Origin of the sequence: Eubacterium xylanophilum ATCC 35991, assembly GCF_000518685.1 — a bacterium.
Lineage (GTDB): Bacteria > Bacillota > Clostridia > Lachnospirales > Lachnospiraceae > Eubacterium_F > Eubacterium_F xylanophilum.
The window spans coordinates 62,580-87,269 of the sequence record NZ_JAEB01000009.1; the positions used below are offsets into that span (position 1 = coordinate 62,580).

The following is a 24,690-nucleotide window of genomic DNA, read 5'->3' on the forward strand; positions in this document are numbered from 1 at the left end:
TTGACAAACATATGCATATAATGTAAAATGTGTCTAGTGGGTGTGAGGAATTGAATACAATATCTTGTGGATAATATGACAAGAGATACAAAAAAGGAGAAATGAAATATGTTAGAGAAAATGCAAGAACTTATTGCTGATCAGTTGAGTGTAGATGCAGATAGCATCACAGAAAGTGCTTCATTCAAAGATGACCTTGGAGCAGATTCATTGGATCTTTATGAACTCATTATGGCTTTGGAGGATGAGTACGGAGTAGAGATTCCTACAGATGATCTTGAGAGCATTAACACAGTAGGCGATGTGATTGAGTTCCTTAAGAGCAAAGGTGTAGAGTAATACACACACATTAATATTTAAGAAGATTATGGATGGCTGCTTAATTTAAGCGGCTTTCCTTGTCTAAATATATGAAACTATTAAATTTTACACGGAAAAGAGGTTACAAATGGACAATTCAAAAGCATGGAAAGGCTTCAAAAAAGGAGCATGGAACAAGGAGATTAATGTAAGAGACTTCATCCAGAAGAACTATACACCATATGAAGGTGATGATAGTTTCTTGGCAGGTCCTACAGAGAATACTACAAAACTCTGGGATATGTTTATGGATCTCTATCAGAAGGAGAGAGAAGCAGGCGGAGTTCTCGACATGGACACAAAGGTTATTTCTACCCTTACAAGCCATGGAGCGGGATATTTTGACAAAAGCCTTGAGAAGATTGTTGGAATGCAGACAGATAAGCCATTTAAGAGATCACTTCAGCCATATGGTGGAATCAGAATGGCAAAGCAGGCATGTGCTGATAATGGATATGAGCTTGATCCTGAAGTAGAAGAGTTTTTTACAATTCACAGAAAGACACACAATGCAGGAGTATTTGACGCATATACACCTGAGATCAGAAGATGTCGTTCAAGCCATGTTATTACAGGATTGCCAGATGCTTATGGAAGAGGACGTATCATTGGAGACTACCGTAGAGTAGCTCTTTATGGAGTTGACAGACTTATTGAGGATAAGGAGCATCAGAAAGAGTCAACAAGAACAACTATGTACTCTGATGTAATTAGAGAGCGTGAGGAGTTATCTGAGCAGATTAGAGCGCTTCATGATCTCAAAAAGATGGCTGAGATTTATGGAATTGATATTTCTAAGCCAGCTGAAAATGTTCAGGAAGCTATTCAGTGGACATACTTTGGTTATCTTGCTGCTGTTAAACAGCAGAATGGTGCTGCTATGTCACTTGGTAGAACTTCAACATTTATTGATATCTATGCTGAGAGAGACTTGGCAGATGGAACATTTACAGAGGAGCAGATTCAGGAGTTCGTAGACCACTTCGTTATGAAGCTTCGTCTTGTTAGATTTGCTAGAACACCTGAATACAACGATATTTTCTCAGGAGATCCTACATGGGTTACTGAGTCAATCGGTGGTATGGGTATCGACGGCAGAACACTTGTTACAAAGATGTCATTCCGTTATCTTCATACATTATCAAACCTTGGTACTGCACCAGAGCCAAACCTTACAGTTCTTTGGTCAACAAGGCTTCCACGTAACTTTAAGAAATTCTGTGCTAAGACAAGTATAGAGTCTTCATCAGTTCAGTATGAGAACGATGATCTCATGAGAGTAACACATGGTGATGACTATGCTATCGCATGTTGCGTATCTTCAATGCGCGTTGGTAAAGAGATGCAGTTCTTCGGAGCTAGAGCAAACCTTGCTAAGTGTCTTCTTTACGCTATCAATGGTGGTGTTGACGAGGTATCATTCAAGCAGGTTGGACCTAAGTACAGACCAATCACATCTGAGTACCTTGACTATGATGAAGTTGTAGATAAATACAAAGATATGATGAAATGGCTTGCAGGTGTATATGTAAATGCACTTAATATCATTCATTATATGCACGATAAATATAGTTATGAAAGCCTTCAGATGGCACTTCATGATAGAAAGGTAACAAGATGGTTTGCTACCGGTATTGCTGGACTTTCAGTAGTTGTAGATTCTCTTTCTGCTATTAAATATGCAAAGGTTAAGACAATACGTAATGAGCAGGGAATCGTTGTAGACTATGAAGTTGAGGGTGATTTCCCTAAATATGGTAATGATGATGATAGAGTAGATGAGATTGCTTACAAGCTTGTTAAGACTTTCATGAGATATGTAAGAGGAAATCATACATATCGTGGAAGTATTGCAACAACTTCTATTCTTACAATTACATCAAATGTTGTATATGGTCGTGCTACAGGAGCTACACCTGACGGAAGAAAGAAGGGTGAGCCATTTGCACCAGGTGCAAACCCAATGCACAACAGAGATAAGTCTGGAGCAGTTGCCAGCCTTAGCTCAGTATCAAAGCTTCCATTCAAGTACTCACAGGATGGTATTTCTAATACATTCTCTATCATCCCTGATGCACTTGGTAAGGGCGATTTGTCAAATGGTGTTGTTATGGGTGACTTGGCAGTAGAACTTGACCCAGGATGTGCAGAGTGCTAATATAAACTTGGCACTCAGAATCAATTAATGATTTAAGGAGGTAATTAATATGGCTACAGAAGCACAAATAGATAACATGGTTGACTTGCTTGATGGATACGCTGAAAAGGGTGGACATCATCTCAATGTTAACGTTTTTACAAAGGAGACTTTGCTTGATGCACAGAAGCATCCAGAGAAGTATCCACAGCTCACAATTAGAGTTTCAGGATATGCAGTTAATTTTAATAAGCTCACAAAGGAGCAGCAGGATGAGGTTATTTCAAGAACATTCCATGAATCATTCTAATTTAAGGTAACAATTTTGGGCACCTTGTATTGAGGTGCCCTTTTTAAATATTTAAATTTTAGAAGAAACGAATAAATGGGTAATGGTGATTATTATGGGTAAAATTCATTCAATAGAAACTTTTGGAACAGTGGATGGACCAGGCGTAAGATTTGTGGTATTTTTTCAGGGATGTCCTATGAGATGCAAGTTCTGTCACAATCCGGACACATGGAAGTATGATGGCGGAACAGAGATGTCTGTGGAAGAAATATATGAAAAGTTTGATCGTAACAGAGCATTTTACAAAAATGGTGGCATAACCGCGACAGGAGGAGAGCCACTTGTCCAGCTTGAGTTCTTGACGGAACTCTTTGAATGCTTTAAGGCCAATGGTGTCAACACATGTCTCGATACATCCGGTATATGCTATACAAGCGAGAAAAGAGCTGAATTTGAGCGTCTACTGAAATCAGTGGACCTCGTCATGCTTGATATCAAATCCCCTTATGCTGATGGGCATAAGGAGCTTACAGGGCAGGATATGGGGGCGGTGGTTGAGTTTGCTAAGCTAGTTAGTGAGATGGGCACTCCACTGAGAATTAGACATGTGGTTGTTCCTGGAATCACTGATTCTGAGGAGAGCTTGATGGCTGTGGGGAAACTAATAAGTCAGTTCAGAACCCTCAAGGAACTTGAGGTACTACCATATCACAAAATGGGTATAAAAAAATACGAAGAAATGGGCATATCGTATCCTCTAGGAGATTTGGAACCGTTTGATAAGGAGAAGGTCCTCTGGGCCAGACAGAAGATAATAGAAGGTATTAAGCATGGGAAAGATTGATTCAAGTAAAGTCAAGAAGATGGTTAATAAGCTTTCAAGTCTAGACAATGAGTTGAGTAGGCTTGTGGCAGGAAAAAAGAAGGCGGAGCAGGATATAAGAAACACTGCATCTAAGGTCACGATACCAATTACAGATGAGACATTAGATGCAACTCTGCTTGTTCGCCAGTTAAATACATATAGAAAAGAGCAGGAATTGCTTGTGAATGTGGCGAGGATATATGAAGAATCACATTCTATTATAGAGGAAAATGTTCCGAGAACTAAGGCACTTATGGGAGGGCTAAGTTCTTTATTTTCAAGTGCAAAAGATAAAGAATTAGCAGCAGAAGCATATGAAAAATTATCGCAATTAGAGCAGGGTGACTATGCAAGCGAAGCAGAAGAGTTGTTGGCGGAATATAAGAGAAAGCATTCTTTTTCTGCCGGAAGCCCATGGGAGGACTTCAGAGCTAATTCGGCTGCATACTATTCCCTACTTGATAGCATCAAGGAAGATAAGGCTGATGTCAGTGCGAAAAACACGAAGACTACATATATTTCTGACGAATTGATGACAAGTATCGAGTCGGTAGAACTTCATCTTGAGGGACTTCATGCCAATTTGAGACGCTATCAGTTCTTTGGAACTCAGTATATAATACACCAGAAAAATGTTCTGCTTGGGGATGAGATGGGACTTGGCAAGACCATGCAAGCACTTGCAGCATTTACACACCTAGCGAGTGAAGGCGCGGACCATTTTCTTGTTGTATGTCCATTGAGCGTTGTGGTCAACTGGACGAGAGAAATAGAGAAGTTTACTGACCTGAATGTTATAGAAATTTATAGCAAGGGAAGAGACGAGGAAATGCAGCAATGGGTCAGGGAAGGTGGCGTTGGAATTACGACTTTTGAAACGCTCAATAAGGTGCCTGTTCCTGAGGGAACAGCTATAGATATGATGGTTGTAGATGAGGCGCATTATGTTAAAAATCCCAAGGCTCAGAGAACACAGTCTGTAATGGGTGCGATTTCTAATGCAGAGAGAGTGTTGTTTATGACAGGTACCCCTCTCGAAAATAAGGTATCTGAGATGGTTTTTCTGGTTAGTTTGTTGCAACAAGATGTGGCTGACAGACTGACTGAAGATACGAAGCAATACAAGAAGACAATTGCGCCTGTTTATCTCAGGCGAGTAAAGGAAGATGTGCTAAAGGAGCTTCCTCCTCTTATCGAAAAAGAGGAATGGGGAAATATGAACTCCAAAGAATTGGAATTTTATAAAGCGGCTATTCTGGAGAATAATTTTATGGCTGCGAGGCAGCTTTCTTGGCATATAGGAGATATGAGTCAATCTACCAAAGCTGAAAGATTGATGGAAATATGCGATGAGATGATCTCGTCAGGCAGAAAGATAATTGTATTTTCTTTCTTCAAAAATACACTTAATACTGTGGCAGAAATGCTTGGAGAAAGATGCGCAGGTATAATTGATGGAAGTGTATCAAGTGAAGATAGACAGAAAATTATAGATAAATATTCCTCCGATGAGACCGGAGACGTGCTTGTGTGCCAAGTGCAGGCTGCCGGTGTGGGACTAAATATACAGGCGGCAAGTGTGATAGTATTCTGCGAGCCACAGCTCAAACCATCTATCGAAACCCAGGCAATTGCGAGGGCATATCGAATGGGACAGACGGAGACTGTAATGGTCCACCGCCTATTAATTAGATCATCAATAGATGAAAGAATTATGGATATATTAAAGGAAAAAGCAATGCTATTTCAGAATTATGCAGATGATTCATTGGTCGGTGATATGAATATGGAAGCGCTAGGTGAAAGTGCGGGAGAGATTATTGATAGCAAGAAACTGATGGAGGAGGAAGCAAAGCGAATGGCGGCTGATTATTAAGAGAGGAGACTAATTATGAGAGTAAAGAAAATTTGTGCAACATTTTTATCAATAGGAGTTTTGGCTGGAGCAATCGGTTCTTGTCCAAGCATATCACAAGCATTTCATTCTTGGAAAAGAAAGTGGCAGTTTTACAATTGACAAAAAAGTCAAAAGAATTGTCGATGTTGATAACAAGAAGAAGATTAATTTCCTCGGGGAATTAGTTGGTGATAGAAATGTCAAGGTCAGCAAGAAAAACAAGGTGTTTGGATGTAAGAATCAGAACATTTATCTTAAAAAGACAGGTGAAATGCTCTATTACGCCGGCTTTAAAGGAGATTATAAACTTCCTAATGTCATCAAAAAAATAACCAAGAAGACAAGTTGGAGAAGCGGTGTAAACACACTTCGTCTCAACAAGAATATTAAGAAAGTTAACTGTAAATATTTGCCATTTGGCTCAGTGGTTTCAGGATCTTATTTGGAGGATATTTATGTAGCAAAATATTCCAAGGTTAAGTTCCAAAATATAAAAGAGCTTGAGGCAGGGTATATAGTAAAAATTCACGTTCCGAAGAACAGTGTTGCAAAAGCTAAAAAGGACTTTAAGAAAGTATCTAACGTAAAAGTTGTTGCATCAAGTAAATAAAAATGCTATATTTATCATAAGTGGGATGTAAAATTAAGCTAGGAGATGTTAGTATGGCGAAAGTATTGATGCTCAACGGAAGCCCTCATGCAAGTGGTTGCACGGCGACAGCACTAGAAGAGATGGCGAGGATTTTTGAAAAGGAGCAAGTCGACTTCGAAATTATTCAAGTTGGAAGTAAGGCGGTTAGGGGCTGCGTGGCATGTGGCTATTGCGGTGAACATGGAAAGTGTGTTTTTGATGATGATTTAGTCAATTCAGTTGCGGAAAAGTTTGAAGAAGCTGATGGTCTTGTAATCGGTAGTCCAGTTTATTATAGCTCACCAAATGGAACTTTGCTAGCTCTACTTGACAGAGTATTCTACAGTACAAAATTTACTAAGCATATGAAAGTCGGAGCTGCGGTTGTCAGCTGTAGAAGAGGTGGTAATACTGCAACTTATGATGTGCTTAACAAGTATCTTGCAGGTACAGGCATGGCGGTTGCACCAAGTACCTATTGGAACATGGTTCATGGCTTTACGGCAGAGGATGTCAAGAAGGATCTTGAGGGACTTCAGACTATGAGGAACCTTGCCAGAAACATGACATTTATGATAAGAGCTATTGCAGATGCCAAGGAGAAGTATGGACTTCCGGAAGAGGAAAGAAATGTATTCACAAGTTTTCCTGACGGGAAGTAGTGATAATGGTTGCCCGATTCGCTTTTTTAGGCGGTTCGGGCATTTTTTTCTTTACTTTTTTACCAAAAACTAGTACAATAGAATGAGTGATTTGTTTTAGGGTCACATATAAAACGGATAAATATTATGGAGGCTATGATTATGGAAAAAACAATGGAGAAAATTGTTGCACTCGCAAAGGGTAGAGGATTTATCTATCCTGGTTCTGAGATTTACGGTGGTCTTGCTAATACATGGGACTACGGAAATCTCGGAGTAGAGCTTAAGAATAATGTTAAGAGGGCTTGGTGGAAAAAGTTTATTCAGGAAAACAAGTACAACGTAGGAGTTGACTGTGCAATTCTTATGAACCCTCAGACATGGGTTGCATCAGGGCATCTCGGTGGTTTTTCCGATCCTCTTATGGATTGTAAAGAGTGTCACGAGAGATTTCGTGCCGATCAGCTTATCGAGGATTATGCCGGTGAGAACGGCATAGAGCTCGAAGGTTCAGTTGACGGTTGGACCAATGAGCAGATGCAGAATTTCATCGCAGAGAAGGGAATTGTGTGCCCAAGCTGTGGTAAGCACAACTTTACGGATATACGTCAATTTAATCTTATGTTTAAGACATTCCAGGGTGTAACAGAGGATGCTAAGAATACAGTTTATCTTCGTCCAGAGACAGCACAGGGAATTTTCGTAAACTTCAAAAATGTTCAGAGAACATCTAGAAAGAAAGTTCCATTTGGAATCGGACAGATTGGTAAGTCATTCCGTAACGAGATTACACCAGGTAACTTTACCTTTAGAACTCGTGAGTTCGAGCAGATGGAGCTTGAGTTCTTCTGTGAGCCAGATACAGACCTTGAGTGGTTCGAATACTGGAGACAGTTCTGTCTTGATTGGCTCAAGAATCTTGGAATCAAGGAAGATGAGCTCAGAGCCCGCGATCATGATAAAGAGGAATTGTCTTTCTACAGTAAGGCGACTACAGACCTTGAGTTCTTGTTCCCATTTGGTTGGGGAGAGCTTTGGGGAATTGCTGATAGAACAGATTATGACCTTACTAGACATCAGGAGACTTCCGGAGAGTCAATGGAGTACTTCGATGATGAGAAGAAAGAAAAATACGTGCCATATGTTATCGAGCCATCGCTCGGTGCTGACCGTGTTACACTTGCATTCCTCTGCAGTGCTTATGACGAGGAAGAGCTTGAGGGCGGCGATACAAGAACGGTTATGCATTTCCATCCAGCACTTGCTCCTGTTAAAATCGGTGTACTTCCACTTTCAAAGAAGCTTAATGAAGGCGCAGAGAAAGTATTCGATGAACTCAGCAAATACTACAACTGCGAGTATGATGACAGAGGAAATATCGGTAAGAGATATAGAAGACAGGACGAGATTGGAACTCCTTTCTGTATTACATATGACTTTGACTCAGAAGAAGATGGAAAAGTTACTGTCAGAGATCGTGATACAATGGAGCAGGAGAGAATTGCTATTGCAGATCTCAAGTCATACTTTGAAGAGAAGTTTGAATTTTAATCAAATATATATTTTGTGAATATAGTTAGCCTCATTCCAGGGATGCTTGGAGTGAGGCTTTTTTCGACAATTAAGAACTATGAATTTTCACTAAGACATGATATAATGTATTTATGATTGTTTGTTACGAATAAGTATGTAGATTAAAGTATGAATTAAGGAAGATGCGGAGGTGACTCCACTTGAGAAAATTAGTTAAAAGAGGCGATATGAACGAAAGAATTGATACAGTATTGCACAAATTTCGTTCAAGGATGAGTGCCTATCCACCGGGGATGTGTCCTATTTCTTTATACAGATCCCTTCTCCAAATATCTATGAACCAATCATGTGGAAAATGCGTTCCATGTCGCGATGGTCTTGTTGAAGTTGACAAAATGTTGCAAAGCATATTGCAAGGGATAGCAGGCGATGATATATTAGAACAATTAGAGCAGATGTGCCAGATGATAGCAGCAACATCGGACTGTGCAGTGGGAATATCTGCAGCTAATCTTATTCTCGATAGTTTAAATCAATTTGAAGATGAATACGAAAGTCATATTAGGAATCACAGCTGTATTGCCGGGCATAAGCAGACAACACCTTGTGTAAGTCTGTGTCCTGCACATGTAAATGTTCCCGGATATATTTCTCTGATTAAGGCGGAGGATTATGCAGGAGCGATAAAGCTGATTCGTGATCGCAATCCTTTTCCGACGGCTTGCGCCATGGTTTGCGAGCATCCGTGCGAACGCAAGTGCCGCCGTCGTTTGGTAGATGCACCTATCAATATTCGCGGGTTAAAAAAGTATGCAGTTGATACGACTCCGGCAGATTCAATAGATAATCCAAGGAAAAATGTTCCGACGGGAAAGAAGATATCAATTATCGGTGCTGGACCATCCGGACTTACAGCGGCATATTTTCTTGCACTAATGGGACATTCTGTCACTGTATATGAAGAGCATGAAAACCTCGGAGGTATGCTGAGATATGGAATTCCGGAGTATCGTCTTCCAAAAGATGAATTAGACAAAGATATAAGAGCGATTTTAAATGTAGAGGACATTGATGTAAAATGCAATACCAAGGTCGGTGTTGATATTTCATTTGATGAGATTCGAAGTGAGTCTGATGCGGTTTATATTGGTATCGGTGCTCAACTTGGCAACAGAATGCCTGTGGATGGCGCTGATGCAAAGAATGTCATTCCGGCGGCAGATTTTCTCCAATTGGCTGCTAAGGGAGAGTTGCCGGATTTGACGGGAAAGAGAGTGGCACTTATCGGCGGCGGAAATGTTGCCATGGATGCTGCTAGGACAGCTGTTAGACTGAAGGCTGAGACAGTTCACGTATTTACGAGAAAAAGAGATGATTATACAGCTCTTGAAGAGGAGATAGTAGGCGCAATGCAAGAGGGTGTGAGATTTAGAACGCTCCTCAGTTTTTTGAATATTGAAGCAGACAATGATACCAATGAAGTTAGAGCAGTATGGCTTCAACCTGAGATAGTGGGAGAGTATGATGAATATGGCATGATGACGACGGAACATTCTACCAATTATCCATATCGATTCAAGTGCGACTACTTGATACTTGCGGTGGGACAGAGAAGTGATGTTGCCAGTTTTGAGGAGGCGGGCGTTCCGACCATTAGAGGGCGAATTGCTTCGAATGAAATGTGCGAAGTCGACGGGATGGCCGGTGTGTTCTCGGGAGGAGACTGCGTGACTGGTCCATCCACGGCGATTAATGCCATTGATGCAGGTCAGGTTGCGGCATATAATATAGATGAATATCTGGGGTACCATCACAAGATTCCATGTGATGTGGAAATCCCAAATCCACTTCCAAACCCGTGTATTCCTACAGGAAGAGCGGAAATCGAGGAAAAAGATCCATATGAGAGAAGAGCTGGATTTGATTTTGTCGAACTCCCTATGACCTATGAGGAGGCGATGCGAGAGTCGTCGAGATGTCTGCGTTGTGATCACTATGGTTGTGGAGTTATGAAAGGGGGGAGTGGAGATGAATAAAGATATTAATGTAGGCATAACCATTGACGATAAGGAGATTTTGGTGCCCTCTGATTATACTATTCTCAAGGCAGCGAGAGAAAATAATATTTATATTCCAACTCTATGTTATCTTGAGGGAGTATCGGATGTGGGAATGTGCAGATTATGTATGGTTGAAGTGGAAGGTCACGATAACTTTTTACCGGCTTGCAGAACTAAATGTGAAGATGGCATGGTGATTGTTACTAAAGGAGAAAAGATATTAAATTATAGAAAAAATATTCTCCAATTAATACTTGCAAATCACAACCAAGACTGCATGAGTTGCCCGGCCAATGGAATATGCGAATTACAGAAATTATGCAATGAATATGATGTTAAACATTCAGATTATAGTGGATTTAGTCGGGACAAAACCGGTGAAATAAAACTTGTTGATGATAATCCATATATTTGCTTTGATCCAAGCAAGTGCATCCAATGTATGCGATGTATAAATGCTTGTGACAAGGTGGCTGGAAACGGCGTCCTAGATTTTGGAAGATCCGGTAATAAAACCATGATTCTCGCCCCATTTGGAAAGAATTATAAGACTACTTCTTGTGAGTCCTGTGGAAACTGTGCCAACGTATGTCCTACAGGTGCGCTTACCATGAAGAGGCAGAATTCCTATAGGAGTTGGGAAATTAAAAAGGTTTTAACTACTTGTCCGCATTGTGCAACCGGCTGTCAATTCTACTTGGTGGTAAAAGATAATAAAATAGTTGATGTAGCGCCGGCAGACGGCCCATCAAATAAGAACAGGCTATGTGTTAAGGGTAAGTCTGGAAGTTTTGATTTTGTACATGCTGAGGATAGGCTTAGAAAACCACTTATTAAAGACCGCCAGACAGGCGAATTTAGAGAGGTTTCCTGGGAGGAAGCTATACAATTCACTGCGGATCAACTGATGAAAATTAAGAATAAATACGGCGGTGATTCTCTTGCCGGATTTGCATGTTCTAGGTCTGCGAATGAGGATATCTATATGGTTCAGAAAATGGTCCGTACATGTTTTGGAACCAATAATACGGATAATTGTGCCAGAGTTTGCCACTCTGCTACGGTGGCAGGACTGGCTAAAACACTTGGCTCAGGCGCCATGACTAATCCTATTTCCGATATAACTTCGGATGTTAATTGCATCCTATTAATTGGTTCTAATCCGGAGGAAGCACATCCGGTAGTGGGAATGCAGATAAGAAGAGCAGTAAAGAGTGGAACAAGATTAATAGTAGTAGATCCCCGCGAAATAGGTCTAACTAAATATGCAGATATTCACTTGAAATTACGACCGGGAACCAACGTGGCCTTCGCCAATGGAATGATGCATGTCATGATAGAAGAGGATCTCGTAGATCACGATTATATAAGGGATTTCACAGAAGGATATGAAGAACTAAAAAAGCTTGTCGAGGATTATACACCTGAAAAGGTGGGTGAAATATGTCACATAGATCCTGATAAACTCAGAGAGGCTGCAAGAATGTATGCAACTGCAGAAAAGGCGCCTATCATATATTGCCTTGGAGTAACGGAACATTCTACAGGAACTGAGGGAGTTATGTGCATGTCCAATATGGCCGCTATTTGCGGAAAAATAGGAAAAAGCGGATGTGGAGTAAATCCGCTCCGTGGACAGAATAATGTACAGGGTGCGTGTGATATGGGTGCTCAACCAACAGATTTTCCGGGATATCAAAAAGTGGATAATCCTGAAGTCGTGGAAAAGTTTGAGAAAGCCTGGGGCGTCAAATTAAGCTCCAAACCGGGACTAAAGGCTACGGAAGTCTTCCCTGCGGCGATAGAAGGTACTATCAAAGGTCTCTATATTTGCGGTGAAGATCCTATAGTATCCGATCCGGACACACATCACATAGAGATGGCTCTAAAAAACTTGGAATTTTTGGTAGTTCAGGATTTGTTTATGACCAAGACTGCCAGATACGCTGATGTTGTTTTGCCGGGAGTTGGATATGCCGAAAAGGACGGAACATTTACCAATACAGAGAGAAGAGTTCAGCGCATACGAAAGGCCGTAGAGTTAGACGGGGATATGCGCCCTGATACAGAGATAATCTTTGATCTCATGAATGCCATGGGCTACAAGCAAGAATATCTCACACCTTCGGAGATTATGGATGAGATATCGAGCTTAACACCAAGCTTTGGTGGGATAAGTTATAAGAGACTTGACTCAGGAGAGAGCCTCCAGTGGCCATGTCCAGACGAAAATCACCCGGGAACACCGATAATGCACGTGGGGGGACCGGTTAGGGGAAGAGTACTTCTGTATCCAGCGGAGTATAAGGCATCGGATGAACTCCCAGATGAGGAATATCCGTATATGCTAACCACTGGTAGAATTCTCTATCATTACAATGCGGCGGCTATGACAAAGCGTTCACCTGGATTAATGGATATTTCCGGAGAGGGCTTTATTGAGATTAATTATAGAGATGCGGATAAACTCGGGATTTCTAACGGTGAGAGAATCAAAGTTTCTAGTCGACGAGGCGAGATAACAGCTACGGCGAGAGTGGGGAGAAAAGTTTCTCAGGGAGAAACATGGATGCCGTTTCACTTTGAAGATTCGCCTGTAAATGTTCTGACTAATGCGGCGCTTGATGATTTTGCCAGGATTCCGGAGTATAAAGTATGCGCAGTAAATATCTCGAAGATCTGATAAGGAGAAGTATATGATCAGTAAGTCAAGAATAACAGTTACATCTAGCGGAAGCGGAGAGCGTGAAGATGCTTTTGTGGCAAGAGAGCATAGTATACTAGTTCGAGTTAATGGGGAAGCTAAGTTAAATCTTACTTGCTCAGATAACAATTTGCCGGAGTTGATTGCTGGAAGACTGTTTACAGACGGATTCATAGCAAATAAGGACGATATATTGTCACTGGAAATTGATGAAAAGCATGTAATTGCAGAGGTGAAAGTTCAAACTAATAAAAAGCCGGAACCTACTGTTTTCCCTGACATTGTGCTGGATAATAAAGTTGTATTTTGTCTTGCAAAAGTATTTTCATACGATTTGCCAATTCACAGCCATACTCAGGGAACACATTGCTGTTTCCTTTCTGACCAAAGCGGAAATATCCTGTTTTCATGTGAAGATATTAGTCGATATAATTCTATTGATAAAGCCATAGGATACGGTGTTTTACAGGGATTAGAGATGAGTGATACGATTCTGTTTACATCGGGAAGAGTATCAGAATTAGCAGTCAGAAAAGTGCTTTTTGCAGGAATTCCTGTGTTGATTTCCAAGGCTGTTCCAAGCGATAAAGCTATAGAGCTAGCGGGGCGGTATAAATTGAAGCTCGTTTGCAGAGCATATCCGGATAAATATGATTTATATGAATAGAGAGGTGGTCTGATTTATGTATGAAAAGAATGTAAATGTTGTTGATAGTAGGCGGATGACAATTAGTATAATCATTCTTGTTGCCTGCAGCATCGTCGGAATATTTGTCAAGCACTTAATCAACCCCATGTGCAATATAATTACTGGGATTCTTCACGTTCCCGGCGGTATATCGACATCAGTTTCCCTCATGTTTCTTGTGACGGCATATGGAGTTACAGAAAAAAAATGGTCCGCAACTTTCATGGGGCTAACGCAGGGAATTACAGCACTAGCTATTGGCATGATGGGAAGTATGGGACCACTGATGTCCTTTGCCTACCTGATTCCCGGTGTCGTGATTGACCTCGTAATGCTCATGCCAATTGACAGGCGAATTGGTATGTTTTTGGCCAACACACTGGCATCAATAGCGGCAGCTTTGTTTGCAAATCTTGTGGTATTTCATCTTCCGATTATGGTATTGCTCGTATATGTTTGTCTGTCGGCAGTTACAGGTGCAACATGCGGTATTATGGCAGGTTTTGTCACAGGAATTATAAAGAATAAAGGAGAAATCAAATGAAAAAAAACAGCATAATAATTTGTATATTATTCACATTAATTGTGATGGTCAGTACGGGGATTACTTTCTTCTACCTGCAGGGGAGACAGTCAACTCCACCGAACTCTCTGGTTATAGAAAGAGAAGGGAAAAATACAGTGGTTGATTTTTCAACCCTGAGTCTTGAGTCCTTCAGTGGAACTGTCGTCAATGGAAAGGGACAGTCCAAGGAAGTAAGCGGAAAGGGCATTAGAATTGATAAGCTCATCGGTGATTCAGGTTTCACGGAGGCAAGAGTTGTGGCCGACGACGAATATAATGCCGTTGTAAAGCCTGCAGATACTGCAAATGCCTGGATCCAAATAGAATCTGGCAAGGCAAGACTAATAGTGTTCGGCGATTCCGATTCTAAGAGAGCAGTAAAAAATGTGGTGAGGATTGAAGTGAAATGACAGAGTATTCCGCGATAATTCTTGCAGGTGGCAAGAGCAGGCGAATGGGGCAGAAGAAAGCTCTGTTGAAAATTGAAGGCAGAGGATTTGTCCAGATCATAAGAGATAAGCTGCTTAAACTTGGCATAGAAGATATAATTCTATCGGGATTTGCGAAACCCTGCGAAAAAACGAGATATGTCAAGGATAGGTTTGAAGGGCAGGGCCCCTTGGCGGGGATCCACGCAGGCTTAGAAGCAGCTTCGCATGACAGCGTCATAGTTATCGCCGAAGATGCGCCCTTGGTCCCTGTGGAATTTCTGGAGAAATTGTGCCAAATTCATGAAGAGAGAAGTGGGCTTGTGACAGTGGCTTCGTGTGAACGGCGAATTCAACCTTTGCTTGGGATATATGATAAATCCTTGGCGAAAAACTGCGAGAGAATTCTCACAGATAATAAGAGAAAAGTGATGTCACTTTTAGAAGAGGTGGGGTATGAAGAAGTCCCTTTTTTCGGTGAAGAAATACTGGTTCGGGGATGTAATACTCCGGAAGAATATGAATATTTACAGAGATTAGTAAAGCCAGCACCTAGGTGAATAACCTAGGGCCGGCTTGTTTTTGTGGAATCGCATATTGCTGGTCTTACTCACGTCGTTCGTAAGACAATTTTCTTCGGATTATTTTCCTGCATTTCTCTTTGCTCTATATCTCTCAGTTCCGTCGAGAATCTTCTTGCGGATTCTGAGATTTTCCGGAGTGACTTCGAGAAGCTCATCTGTGTCGATGAAGTCAATGGCTTCTTCGAGGCTTAGCTCAACCTTTGGTGAAAGCCTCAAAGCTTCATCAGAACCTGATGAACGAGTGTTGGTCAAATGCTTCTTCTTGCAGACATTTACCTCGATGTCATCGGTCTTTCCATTCTGCCCAACTACCATTCCACCGTAAACTTTTTCGCCAGGTCCAACGAAGAGCGTTCCTCTTTCCTGTGCGTTAAATAGTCCGTAGACAATGGCCTCACCGGATTCAAAGGCAATCAATGATCCCTGTTTTCTATAAGAAATATCTCCCTTATATGGTCCATAACCGTAAAACTCAGTATTAATAACACCATTTCCCTTGGTGTCTGTCATAAACTCGCCTCTGTATCCAATCAAGCCTCTGGATGGAATTAAGAATTCAAGTCTTGTAGTTCCCGCATTTAGAGGATTCATGGCCTGAAGCTCGCCCTTTCTCTGGCTGAGCTTGTCTATTACTGTTCCGGTAAATTCATCCGGCACATCCACCAATGCCTTCTCAAGTGGCTCGAGTTTCTTGCCGTTCTCATCTGTCTTGTAGAGAACTTCCGGCTTACTAACTGCGAACTCGTAACCTTCACGGCGCATGTTTTCAATCAAAACTGAGAGATGAAGTTCACCTCTACCTGAAACCTTATAGCACTCTGTGCTCTCTGTATCCTCAACTCGCAAACTTACGTCGGTGTTGAGCATTTTATACAATCTATCGCGCAAATGACGTGAAGTCACAAATTTTCCTTCCTGTCCCGCGAGTGGACTGTCATTTACGATAAAATCCATACTGATAGTAGGTTCGCTAATTCTCTGGAAAGGAATTGCCTCAGGATTCTCAGGTGAGCAAATCGTATCTCCGATGTGAATATCCGAAATACCTGAAATAGCAACAATTGATCCAATCTTAGCTTCTTCAACCTCAACTCTTTCAAGTCCCTCGAACTCATAGAGCTTACTAATCTTGACTTTTTCATTTTTCTCAGGATCGTGTGCGTTTACGATAACCACGTCCTGGTTTACGCGAACGGAGCCGTTATCCACTTTTCCAACACCGATACGTCCAACGTATTCATTGTAGTCAATTGTACTAATAAGTACCTGTGTATCCGCCTCTGGGTCACCTGTTGGGGCAGGGATGTAATCAATAATAGCATCAAATAGAGGCTTCATATCGGTTCCCTCTACATCCATGCTATTAGAAGCTTTTCCTTCTTTTGCTGAAGCAAAGATAAATGGGCAATCAAGCTGCTCTTCGTCAGCCTCCAAATCTATAAATAACTCGAGAATCTCATCCACAACCTCTTCTGGTCGAGCTTCTGGACGGTCAATCTTGTTGACACAAACAACTACAGGAAGCGAAAGTTCCAATGCTTTTTTCAAAACAAACTTGGTCTGTGGCATAGCTCCCTCAAAAGCATCCACCACAAGAACAACACCATTAACCATTTTGAGCACTCGCTCAACTTCGCCACCAAAGTCGGCATGCCCCGGAGTATCAATAATATTAATCTTGATATCATTGTAGTGAATTGCTGTGTTTTTGGATAGAATAGTTATTCCTCTTTCACGTTCGATGTCATTGGAATCCATGACACGCTCAGCCACTTCCTGATTTTCGCGGAAAACACCACTCTGCTTAAGAAGCTCATCAACAATTGTAGTCTTACCGTGGTCTACATGCGCGATAATTGCAATATTTCTAATATCGTCTCTTGTAGTTCTCATCTTCAACTTCCTTTCTAAATCTCGCCTGAAAAGCGCTTTGCTTTTGCTTGGAATGGGTATTGTCATACCCCACAAATTATTAGTATAGCATATGTGAGTGGGCAAAGTAAAGGGGAAATGCGTGTAGAGTTAAAATTTGATGGGGATGGCTGGGGAGAAATCATTCGCAAGAAAAAAATTTACAATCCCCATTGTTTTGTGGTATTATAAACCATATGGATTTGTAGAGGTAGGTGAGCATGGATGGAAAAATTCAAATCTCTGTTGTTTGCGGGGATTTATGTGGGTATCATATATGTGTTTCGCATATATATTACATTTCTTTTTGCGGGACAGGCATTGGTGGTTTCTTTTCAAAGGCACAATATGAACCTTTACGATCAGATGATTACCAAGTATGTTGACGATTATACAATCAACATTTATTTGACCGGAATGATTGATTTGATAATTGTAGTTGGATTTGGACTGTGGTATTATTATATTAGAAAAAAGAAGGACATGTTGCCGGTTTCATATGACAAGTCTTTGGCGGCAAAGCCCTTGCTGATAAATGTACTCATGGGTGTGCTTGCCCAGTTTGCCACTGTTGTGATTATTTTGGCGGTGGTGATGGTTTCGCCGGGGGTTATCGAGAGTTATAATGATACGATGCAGGGGATGGATATGGACAATGTTCAGCCGGCTATTTTGATTCTTGTTGTTTGCATTATTGGGCCGATTGGGGAAGAGTTGGTATTCAGAGGAATGATTTATAGGACTCTTCGCAAAGGGCTTCCTGCGGTGGCAGCAATGATTATATCGGGAATTCTCTTTGGAATCTATCATGAGCAGCTTGTGCAGGGGATATATACGGCGATATTTGGATTTGTTCTTGCATTGGTGTTTGAGAAGACCAACTCGGTGCTGCCGAGTATAGTGATGCATATTACATATAATTCATTCAATTATATATTCGAACAAATAAGAAATCAGTTGGGATTGCCTGAGGAAATCCAAGGGATTTTGACAATTCTTTTTGGTTTTGCCTCTATGATTGTACTTATAGTTACGGTTATCTATTATTATAGATTAGATTTGAAACCGGTTCCGCAGGTGGAACAAGTTGAAGAAGGATGATGTTTATGAGTTTGAGAGTTGAATATGGAAACAATAGTCAAATTCAGACGGCTTTGAACGGCGTGAATTCTCAGCCGCAAACCACGGTGACTCCATTTAAGGAGGTTCTCGAGAAAGTGGTTTATAGCCCTAAGGTTCAAGAGAATGAGAACAAAATAGAGAAAAATGTTCCGAAGGTTGAGAAAACACATACGACGAAGCCTACATCGGACACTGTCTATGTTGGTAAAGATGGGACGATGACTACCACAATGGATGATATTTTCAAGAGGGCATCGAAGAAGTATGGAGTGTCTTATCAGTATCTTGTGGCGGTGGCGAAGGCGGAGTCGGATTTTAATCCCAAGTGCGTGTCAAGCGCAGGTGCGAAGGGGGTTATGCAACTTATGCCCTATGAAGTCAGAGACTTAGGGGTTGATGATGTATATGATCCTGAGCAGAATATCATGGCATCTGCCAAGTTATTGGCAGCTCATCTAAAGAAATTTGATGGGGATAAGACACTTGCTGCTGCGGCATACAATGCAGGGAGCGGAGCGGTAAAGAAGTATGGAGGTGTTCCGCCTTACAGAGAAACTCAGAATTATGTAAAGAAGATCGCCGCATATATGGAGCAGGGGGTTAAGGCACCTACAAAAAAGATTAGGGTGACACCGAACAAATTGAGTGGTAAGATAGTAAAGGGTGAAGCACCTGAACACAAAGAGGTGACAGAAGAAAAGAAAGTTGATGTTCCGCAAAAGCAAGATGTCCAAGCGAGCGCAGTTAAGGCAACCGAGAAGGACCTTGAGGAAGTTCGCGTTGTGATTGGAAGTGGTGAGGATGCCGTGACCATGACATATGGAGCATATCTTAAGTACCTTGAACTAGGGGACTTGGGAGTTGGATAAGTTTAGTTTGTCGTTTTTACGACTTTGGCAATTATGCCGCATAGAGAATATTTTAAGGAGAAAACAAAAATGAGTAAGAAACCTACAGTATTGATGATTTTGGATGGCTATGGTCTCAATGACAGGACTGAAGCCAATGCAGTTGCCCTTGGTAACACACCGGTTATGGACAAGTTGATGGCGGATTATCCTTTTGTAAAGGGTAATGCTTCAGGTCTTGCAGTTGGTCTTCCTGATGGTCAGATGGGAAATTCAGAGGTTGGTCACATTAATATGGGCGCCGGAAGAATTGTTTATCAGGAGCTTACAAGAATCACTAAGGAAATCGAAGACGGAGTATTTTTCGAGAACGAGGCTTTGCTTGAGGCAATCAAGAATTGCCAGGAGAAGGGAGGAGATTTGCATCTCTTCGGACTTCTTTCAGATGGTGGTGTGCACAGTCACAACACACATATGTATGCACTTTTGGAGCTTGCCAAGAGAAATGGTATTGAAAATGTATACCTTCATGCCTTCCTCGATGGACGTGATACTCCACCTGCTTCAGGAAAGGATTTTGTCCAGGAAGCAGAAGATAAGATGAAGGAAATCGGTGTTGGAAAAGTTGCAACAGTTATGGGTCGTTACTATGTAATGGACCGAGATAATCGTTGGGAGCGCGTGCAGAAGGCCTATGATGCCCTTGTTCTCGGTGAAGGTGAAGTGGCAGAGTCAGGTGTTGATGCAGTTGTGAAGTCATATGACAGAGGAGATACAGATGAGTTCGTTCTTCCAACTGTTGTAGTTGAAGATGGCAAGCCACGTGCGACAGTTAAGGAAAATGATTCAGTTATTTTCTATAACTTCAGACCAGACCGTGCAAGAGAGATCACAAGAGCTTTCTGTGATGACAAGTTTGATGGATTTGAGAGAGCAAAGGGATTCTTCCCACTTACATATGTTGTATTTACTGAGTACGACGTGACAATTCCTAACAAGATTGTTGCTTTCCACAAGGTAGAAATCAACAACACATTTGGCGAGTTTTTGGCTAAAAATGGTCTCAAGCAGCTCCGTACTGCTGAGACTGAGAAGTATGCTCACGTAACATTTTTCTTCAATGCAGGAGTTGAGGAGCCAAATGAAGGCGAGGACAGACTTCTTGTAAACTCTCCGAAGGTTGCAACTTACGACTTGCAGCCGGAGATGAGCGCTTACAAGGTTTGTGATGGACTTGTTGATGCAATCAAGTCAGACAAATATGACGTTATTATTATCAACTTTGCAAACCCTGATATGGTTGGTCATACAGGTGTTGAGAGTGCTGCAATCAAGGCAGTTGAGGCAGTTGATGAGTGTGTAGGAAAGGCTGTAGATGCCCTTTTGGAAGTTGACGGACAGATGTTTATCTGTGCAGACCACGGAAATGCAGAGCAGCTCATGGATTATGAGACAGGCGAGCCATATACAGCTCATACAACAAATCCTGTTCCATTCATCCTTGTAAACTACGATGATTCTTATACACTTAGAGAGGGCGGATGTCTTGCGGATATCGCTCCAACTCTTATCGAGATGATGGGATATGAGAAGCCGGCCGAGATGACAGGTGAGTCACTTCTCATCAAGAAATAATTATTTATAATGCAATTAATTGCCCCTGCCACAGGTGACAAGCCTCGCTTGGCAGGGGTTTATGAATGTTAAATAGGAGATGCTAAATGGCAAAAAAAGTAGTAGTAGGTATGTCCGGAGGTGTGGATTCCTCTGTGGCTGCATATCTCTTGAAGGAGCAGGGGTATGAAGTTATCGGCGTGACTATGCAGATTTGGCAGGACGACGCCCAGGAGAACCCAGACGGATGTTGCGGTATAAGCGCAGTTGATGATGCAAGGCGAGTGGCGGATGCCCTTGGAATCAGATATTATGTTATGAATTTCAAGAAAGAATTCAGAGAGAATGTCATAGACTATTTTATTAGAGAGTATAAAAATGGTCGGACACCCAATCCATGCATTGCATGCAATAGATATGTAAAGTGGGAATCTCTTCTTCAGAGGAGTTTGGAGATTGGAGCTGATTATATTGCCACGGGTCATTATGCCAGGATTGTACAGCTGCCAAATGGCAGATATGCAATCAAGAATTCTGTTACAGCTGCCAAAGATCAGACTTATGCCCTTTACAACTTGACTCAGGATCAGCTTACGAGGACTTTGATGCCGGTCGGAGAGTTTTCCAAAGACGAGATAAGAGAAATTGCCAAGAAAGCGGGGCTTCCGGTGGCGGCAAAGCCGGATTCACAGGAAATATGCTTTGTTCCCGATAATAATTATGCCGGATTTATCGAGAGAGAGACCGGTGAGAAGGAGAAAAAGGGAAACTTTGTGGATTTAGATGGAAATGTTCTGGGAGAGCATCAGGGAATTTCTCATTATACCATTGGACAGAGAAAGGGACTTGGAATTAGTCTTGGGAAGAGAACATTTGTCACGGAGATAAGGACCGGGACCAATGAGGTTGTTCTCGGTGATAATGAAGATTTATTTGGAAAAAAAGTTTATGCAAATAATATAAATTTTATGGGGATTGAAGATATATCTGATGAGATTAGAGGGGTTGCAAAGATTAGATATAACCATTCGGGCGACACTTGTAGAATTAAGAGAATTGGGGAAGATGAGATAGAAATCACTTTTGACAAACCTCAGAGAGCAGCTACCCCGGGGCAGGCAGCAGTTATATACTCGGAGGATGGAATTGTTCTTGGTGGTGGAACTATTTTTCCCTTGAAATAATATGCTTGATGTGATAGTATATATTAGATACATTGTTTTTTGGGGGAGAAGTGCGCCCTGAAAACGAGAGAAAGGATGAGATGAAGGAATGAAGTACTTCGGAACAGATGGCTTTCGCGGCGAGGCCAATGTAGATTTAACAGCAAAGCACGCATTCCAAGTTGGAAGATTTCTTGGAAACTATTTTTACGATGAAAAAAAGAAAACACGAGTTATCATAGGTAAGGACACTAGATTGTCAGGATATATGTATGAAACAGCCTTGGCGGCGGGCCTTACTGCCAGTGGAGTAGATGTATATGAGATTCATGTCACATCTACACCAAGTATCTCTTACTTGATTCGCCAGGAGAGATTTGACTTTGGTATTATGATTACAGCCAGCCATAATCCTTATACGGACAATGGAATTAAGGTAATCAACGGACAGGGTCAGAAGCTTGAGGAGGAGATAGAACAGCAGATAGAGGATTACATCGATGGAAAGATCGGTGAGCTCCCATATGCTACAGGCGAAAAACTCGGAAGATGTTATGATTATACAGATGGTAAAGTAATATATAAGGCTTATCTCAAGAATTTGGTGACACATCCATTTGATGGAAAAGTTGTGGCATTAGATCTCGCCAATGGATCTGCATCGAGAATTGCTGGAGACATATTCAGAAGACTTGGTGCTGAAGTTCATGAGATATATGATAAGCCGGATGGAATGAATATCAATAGACATTGTGGTTCAACACACATAGAAAAGATCCAGAGTTTTGTCAAGGAAGTCGGCGCAGACGTGGGATTTGCTTATGATGGAGACGCAGACAGATGCTTGGCAGTGGATGAAAACGGGGATATCATAACTGGCGACCACATTATGTATGTCTGTGGTAAATATCTCAAGCAAAAGGGAAGACTCAAAGATGATGTCGTTGTTACAACTGTAATGTCCAATATGGGACTTTACAAGGCATTTGATGAAGCCGGTATCAAGTATGAACAGACGGCTGTCGGCGATAAGTATGTTTGTGCCAATATGATGGAAAACGGATATACACTCGGCGGAGAGCAGTCAGGACATGTGATTTTCATGGAAAATGCTGTGACCGGAGATGGAGTTCTCACGTCACTCATGATCATGGAGGCTATGCTTGAGGAAGATAAAAAGCTTTCAGAATTAACTAAGGGGCTCACAATTTTTCCACAACTTCTTGTTAATATAAGAGTTAAGGACAAAGTTGCCGCTATGGAAGATCCTGATGTGCTGAAGGCTGCAGAGGAAGTTTCAGAGCGTTTGGGCGACTCGGGAAGACTCTTGCTTAGGGAGAGTGGTACAGAGCCACTTATAAGAGTTATGGTCGAGGCTGAGACGGACGAATTGTGTAGTGAAAATGTATACAAGATTATTGATGTCCTAAAGGCGAAGGGGCACGAAGAATGAAAGGAAAGAAATATGGCAGATTTGCAGAATGGTGCTAAAAAGGGTGCATATTACACTAACGAGTACCGCAATGTTTTTGCTGAATGCGGATACTCGGAAGAGGAAATTGAGAAGAAGGTCAAAGATGCTTTCCAGACAGTATTCTACGGTCCGGACGATGAGAAGTTCTACTTCGAGTTCGGTGATGATATGGGATACTTTGAGGACACTGGAAACTTTGATGCCAGAACAGAGGGCATGTCATATGCAATGATGATGTGCGTTCAGATGGATATGAAGAATGAGTTTGATCGCGTCTGGAAATGGGCGAGAACATTCATGTATATCGAAGAAGGATACAATGCGGGATATTTTGATTGGCACAGAAGAACTGATGGATCAAGAATCGACGAGTATCCGGGTCCGGCTCCGGATGGAGAGGAATTCTTCGCAATGTCACTATTCTTTGCATCACACAGATGGGGAGATGGTGAAGGAATATTTAACTACTCACAGGAAGCTAAGAATATCTTAAGTGCTTGTATTCACAACGGAGAGAATGAGCCGGGAGAACCTATTATGGAGCCTGAGAATTATCTTATTCGCTTTATTCCAAGTAGGAAGTTCAGTGATCCTTCATATCACTGCCCACATTTCTATGACCTCTTTGCTCTTTGGGCCAATGAAGAGGACAGGGAATTCTGGAAGAAGGCTGCAGATGCAAGTCGTGAGTACTTGAAGAAAGCATGTCACCCTGAGACAGGATTGGCAGCAGAGTATGCTAACTACGATGGAACACCTTATGCTCATGAAAGAGATATATTTGGTGGACGTCATGACTGGTATTACAGTGATTCTTATAGAGTTATTGCCAACATCGGTTTGGATCATGAGTGGTTTGGCAAAGATCAGTGGCAGGTTGAGAACAATAACAAAGTTCAAAAATTCTTCATGGAGACACATCGAGATGAAGATTTTAAGATATATGAGATTGATGGAACAGTAATCGATGAGCCAGCGCTTCATCCGGTTGCAATCATCGCTACAAACGCCCAGGCTAGTCTTGCGGCAGACGGTCCTTATGCTAAGGAGTGTGTTGAGAGATTTTGGAATACACCACTTAGAAAGGGCGGAAGAAGATACTATGATAACTGCCTCTATCTATTCGCGTTGCTTGCGCTTAGCGGAAAGTATAGAGTTTGGTAAGATAGATGT

Annotated in this window: 22 protein-coding genes; 21 read left to right on the forward strand and 1 reads right to left on the reverse strand. The window is 41.6% G+C overall.

The window, feature by feature from the left end:
- Positions 1 to 108 precede the first annotated feature (108 nt).
- From L877_RS0101835 to mobA, 15 genes are all read left to right on the forward strand, one after another.
- Positions 109 to 339, forward strand: a complete 231-nt coding sequence (locus L877_RS0101835) for an acyl carrier protein (protein WP_026834639.1) — start codon at positions 109 to 111, stop codon at positions 337 to 339.
- Between the two features lie 109 nt (positions 340 to 448).
- A complete protein-coding gene (pflB, locus tag L877_RS0101840; protein ID WP_026834640.1) occupies positions 449 to 2,518 on the forward strand; it encodes a formate C-acetyltransferase in 2,070 nt (689 codons plus the stop codon).
- Positions 2,519 to 2,567: 49 nt separating this feature from the next.
- Positions 2,568 to 2,807: an autonomous glycyl radical cofactor GrcA3 gene (gene grcA3 / locus L877_RS14470; RefSeq protein WP_026834641.1), complete on the forward strand. Its 240-nt coding sequence runs from the start codon at positions 2,568 to 2,570 to the stop codon at positions 2,805 to 2,807.
- Between the two features lie 94 nt (positions 2,808 to 2,901).
- Positions 2,902 to 3,633, forward strand: a complete 732-nt coding sequence (gene pflA, locus L877_RS0101850; RefSeq protein ID WP_341349118.1) for a pyruvate formate-lyase-activating protein — start codon at positions 2,902 to 2,904, stop codon at positions 3,631 to 3,633.
- On the forward strand, positions 3,620 to 5,530 hold the full coding sequence (locus L877_RS11720) for a DEAD/DEAH box helicase (protein WP_051437606.1): 1,911 nt from the start codon (positions 3,620 to 3,622) through the stop codon (positions 5,528 to 5,530). The genes pflA and L877_RS11720 overlap by 14 nt, the downstream gene beginning before the upstream one ends.
- 15 nt (positions 5,531 to 5,545) lie before the next feature.
- Entirely contained in the window at positions 5,546 to 5,671 is a 126-nt protein-coding gene (locus tag L877_RS14475) for a hypothetical protein (protein WP_278244177.1), read from the forward strand.
- A gap of 103 nt (positions 5,672 to 5,774) precedes the next feature.
- Entirely contained in the window at positions 5,775 to 6,161 is a 387-nt protein-coding gene (locus tag L877_RS0101865) for a hypothetical protein (protein WP_026834643.1), read from the forward strand.
- A gap of 53 nt (positions 6,162 to 6,214) precedes the next feature.
- Positions 6,215 to 6,844: a flavodoxin family protein gene (locus L877_RS0101870; protein ID WP_026834644.1), complete on the forward strand. Its 630-nt coding sequence runs from the start codon at positions 6,215 to 6,217 to the stop codon at positions 6,842 to 6,844.
- Between the two features lie 141 nt (positions 6,845 to 6,985).
- Positions 6,986 to 8,374 carry a glycine--tRNA ligase gene (locus L877_RS0101875; RefSeq protein WP_026834645.1) on the forward strand — a complete coding sequence of 463 codons (1,389 nt, stop codon included), beginning with the start codon at positions 6,986 to 6,988 and terminating at the stop codon, positions 8,372 to 8,374.
- Positions 8,375 to 8,583: 209 nt separating this feature from the next.
- Positions 8,584 to 10,392 carry an NAD(P)-binding protein gene (locus tag L877_RS0101880; protein WP_051437611.1) on the forward strand — a complete coding sequence of 603 codons (1,809 nt, stop codon included), beginning with the start codon at positions 8,584 to 8,586 and terminating at the stop codon, positions 10,390 to 10,392.
- Positions 10,385 to 13,099, forward strand: a complete 2,715-nt coding sequence (fdhF, locus tag L877_RS0101885; protein WP_034784841.1) for a formate dehydrogenase subunit alpha — start codon at positions 10,385 to 10,387, stop codon at positions 13,097 to 13,099. The genes L877_RS0101880 and fdhF overlap by 8 nt, the downstream gene beginning before the upstream one ends.
- 13 nt (positions 13,100 to 13,112) lie before the next feature.
- Entirely contained in the window at positions 13,113 to 13,787 is a 675-nt protein-coding gene (locus L877_RS0101890; RefSeq protein WP_026834648.1) for a formate dehydrogenase accessory sulfurtransferase FdhD, read from the forward strand.
- 16 nt (positions 13,788 to 13,803) lie between these two features.
- Positions 13,804 to 14,352 (forward strand): hypothetical protein, encoded by a 549-nt coding sequence (locus tag L877_RS0101895; RefSeq protein ID WP_026834649.1) that lies wholly within the window; start codon positions 13,804 to 13,806, stop codon positions 14,350 to 14,352.
- Positions 14,349 to 14,783, forward strand: a complete 435-nt coding sequence (locus tag L877_RS0101900; RefSeq protein ID WP_026834650.1) for a hypothetical protein — start codon at positions 14,349 to 14,351, stop codon at positions 14,781 to 14,783. The genes L877_RS0101895 and L877_RS0101900 overlap by 4 nt, the downstream gene beginning before the upstream one ends.
- Positions 14,780 to 15,361: a molybdenum cofactor guanylyltransferase gene (gene mobA / locus L877_RS13265; RefSeq protein ID WP_051437607.1), complete on the forward strand. Its 582-nt coding sequence runs from the start codon at positions 14,780 to 14,782 to the stop codon at positions 15,359 to 15,361. Before L877_RS0101900 ends, mobA begins: the two co-directional genes overlap by 4 nt.
- 81 nt (positions 15,362 to 15,442) lie before the next feature.
- Here the strand turns inward: mobA and typA are convergent, their stop codons facing one another.
- Complete coding sequence (gene typA, locus L877_RS0101910; RefSeq protein WP_026834651.1) at positions 15,443 to 17,278, reverse strand: translational GTPase TypA; 1,836 nt, start codon at positions 17,276 to 17,278, stop codon at positions 15,443 to 15,445.
- A 243-nt stretch (positions 17,279 to 17,521) separates the two neighbouring features.
- Between typA and L877_RS0101915 the strand changes: the two genes are divergently transcribed.
- From L877_RS0101915 to L877_RS0101940, 6 genes are all read left to right on the forward strand, one after another.
- Positions 17,522 to 18,397 (forward strand): CPBP family intramembrane glutamic endopeptidase, encoded by an 876-nt coding sequence (locus tag L877_RS0101915; protein ID WP_026834652.1) that lies wholly within the window; start codon positions 17,522 to 17,524, stop codon positions 18,395 to 18,397.
- 5 nt (positions 18,398 to 18,402) lie between these two features.
- On the forward strand, positions 18,403 to 19,287 hold the full coding sequence (locus L877_RS13270; RefSeq protein WP_242837103.1) for a lytic transglycosylase domain-containing protein: 885 nt from the start codon (positions 18,403 to 18,405) through the stop codon (positions 19,285 to 19,287).
- Between the two features lie 69 nt (positions 19,288 to 19,356).
- Positions 19,357 to 20,901, forward strand: a complete 1,545-nt coding sequence (gene gpmI / locus L877_RS0101925) for a 2,3-bisphosphoglycerate-independent phosphoglycerate mutase (protein ID WP_026834653.1) — start codon at positions 19,357 to 19,359, stop codon at positions 20,899 to 20,901.
- Between the two features lie 86 nt (positions 20,902 to 20,987).
- Positions 20,988 to 22,064, forward strand: coding sequence for a tRNA 2-thiouridine(34) synthase MnmA (mnmA, locus tag L877_RS0101930; RefSeq protein ID WP_026834654.1), 1,077 nt, complete (start codon positions 20,988 to 20,990; stop codon positions 22,062 to 22,064).
- A gap of 88 nt (positions 22,065 to 22,152) precedes the next feature.
- Entirely contained in the window at positions 22,153 to 23,496 is a 1,344-nt protein-coding gene (glmM, locus tag L877_RS0101935) for a phosphoglucosamine mutase (protein WP_026834655.1), read from the forward strand.
- A gap of 12 nt (positions 23,497 to 23,508) precedes the next feature.
- Positions 23,509 to 24,681, forward strand: coding sequence for a family 8 glycosyl hydrolase (locus L877_RS0101940; protein ID WP_026834656.1), 1,173 nt, complete (start codon positions 23,509 to 23,511; stop codon positions 24,679 to 24,681).
- Positions 24,682 to 24,690 lie beyond the last annotated feature (9 nt).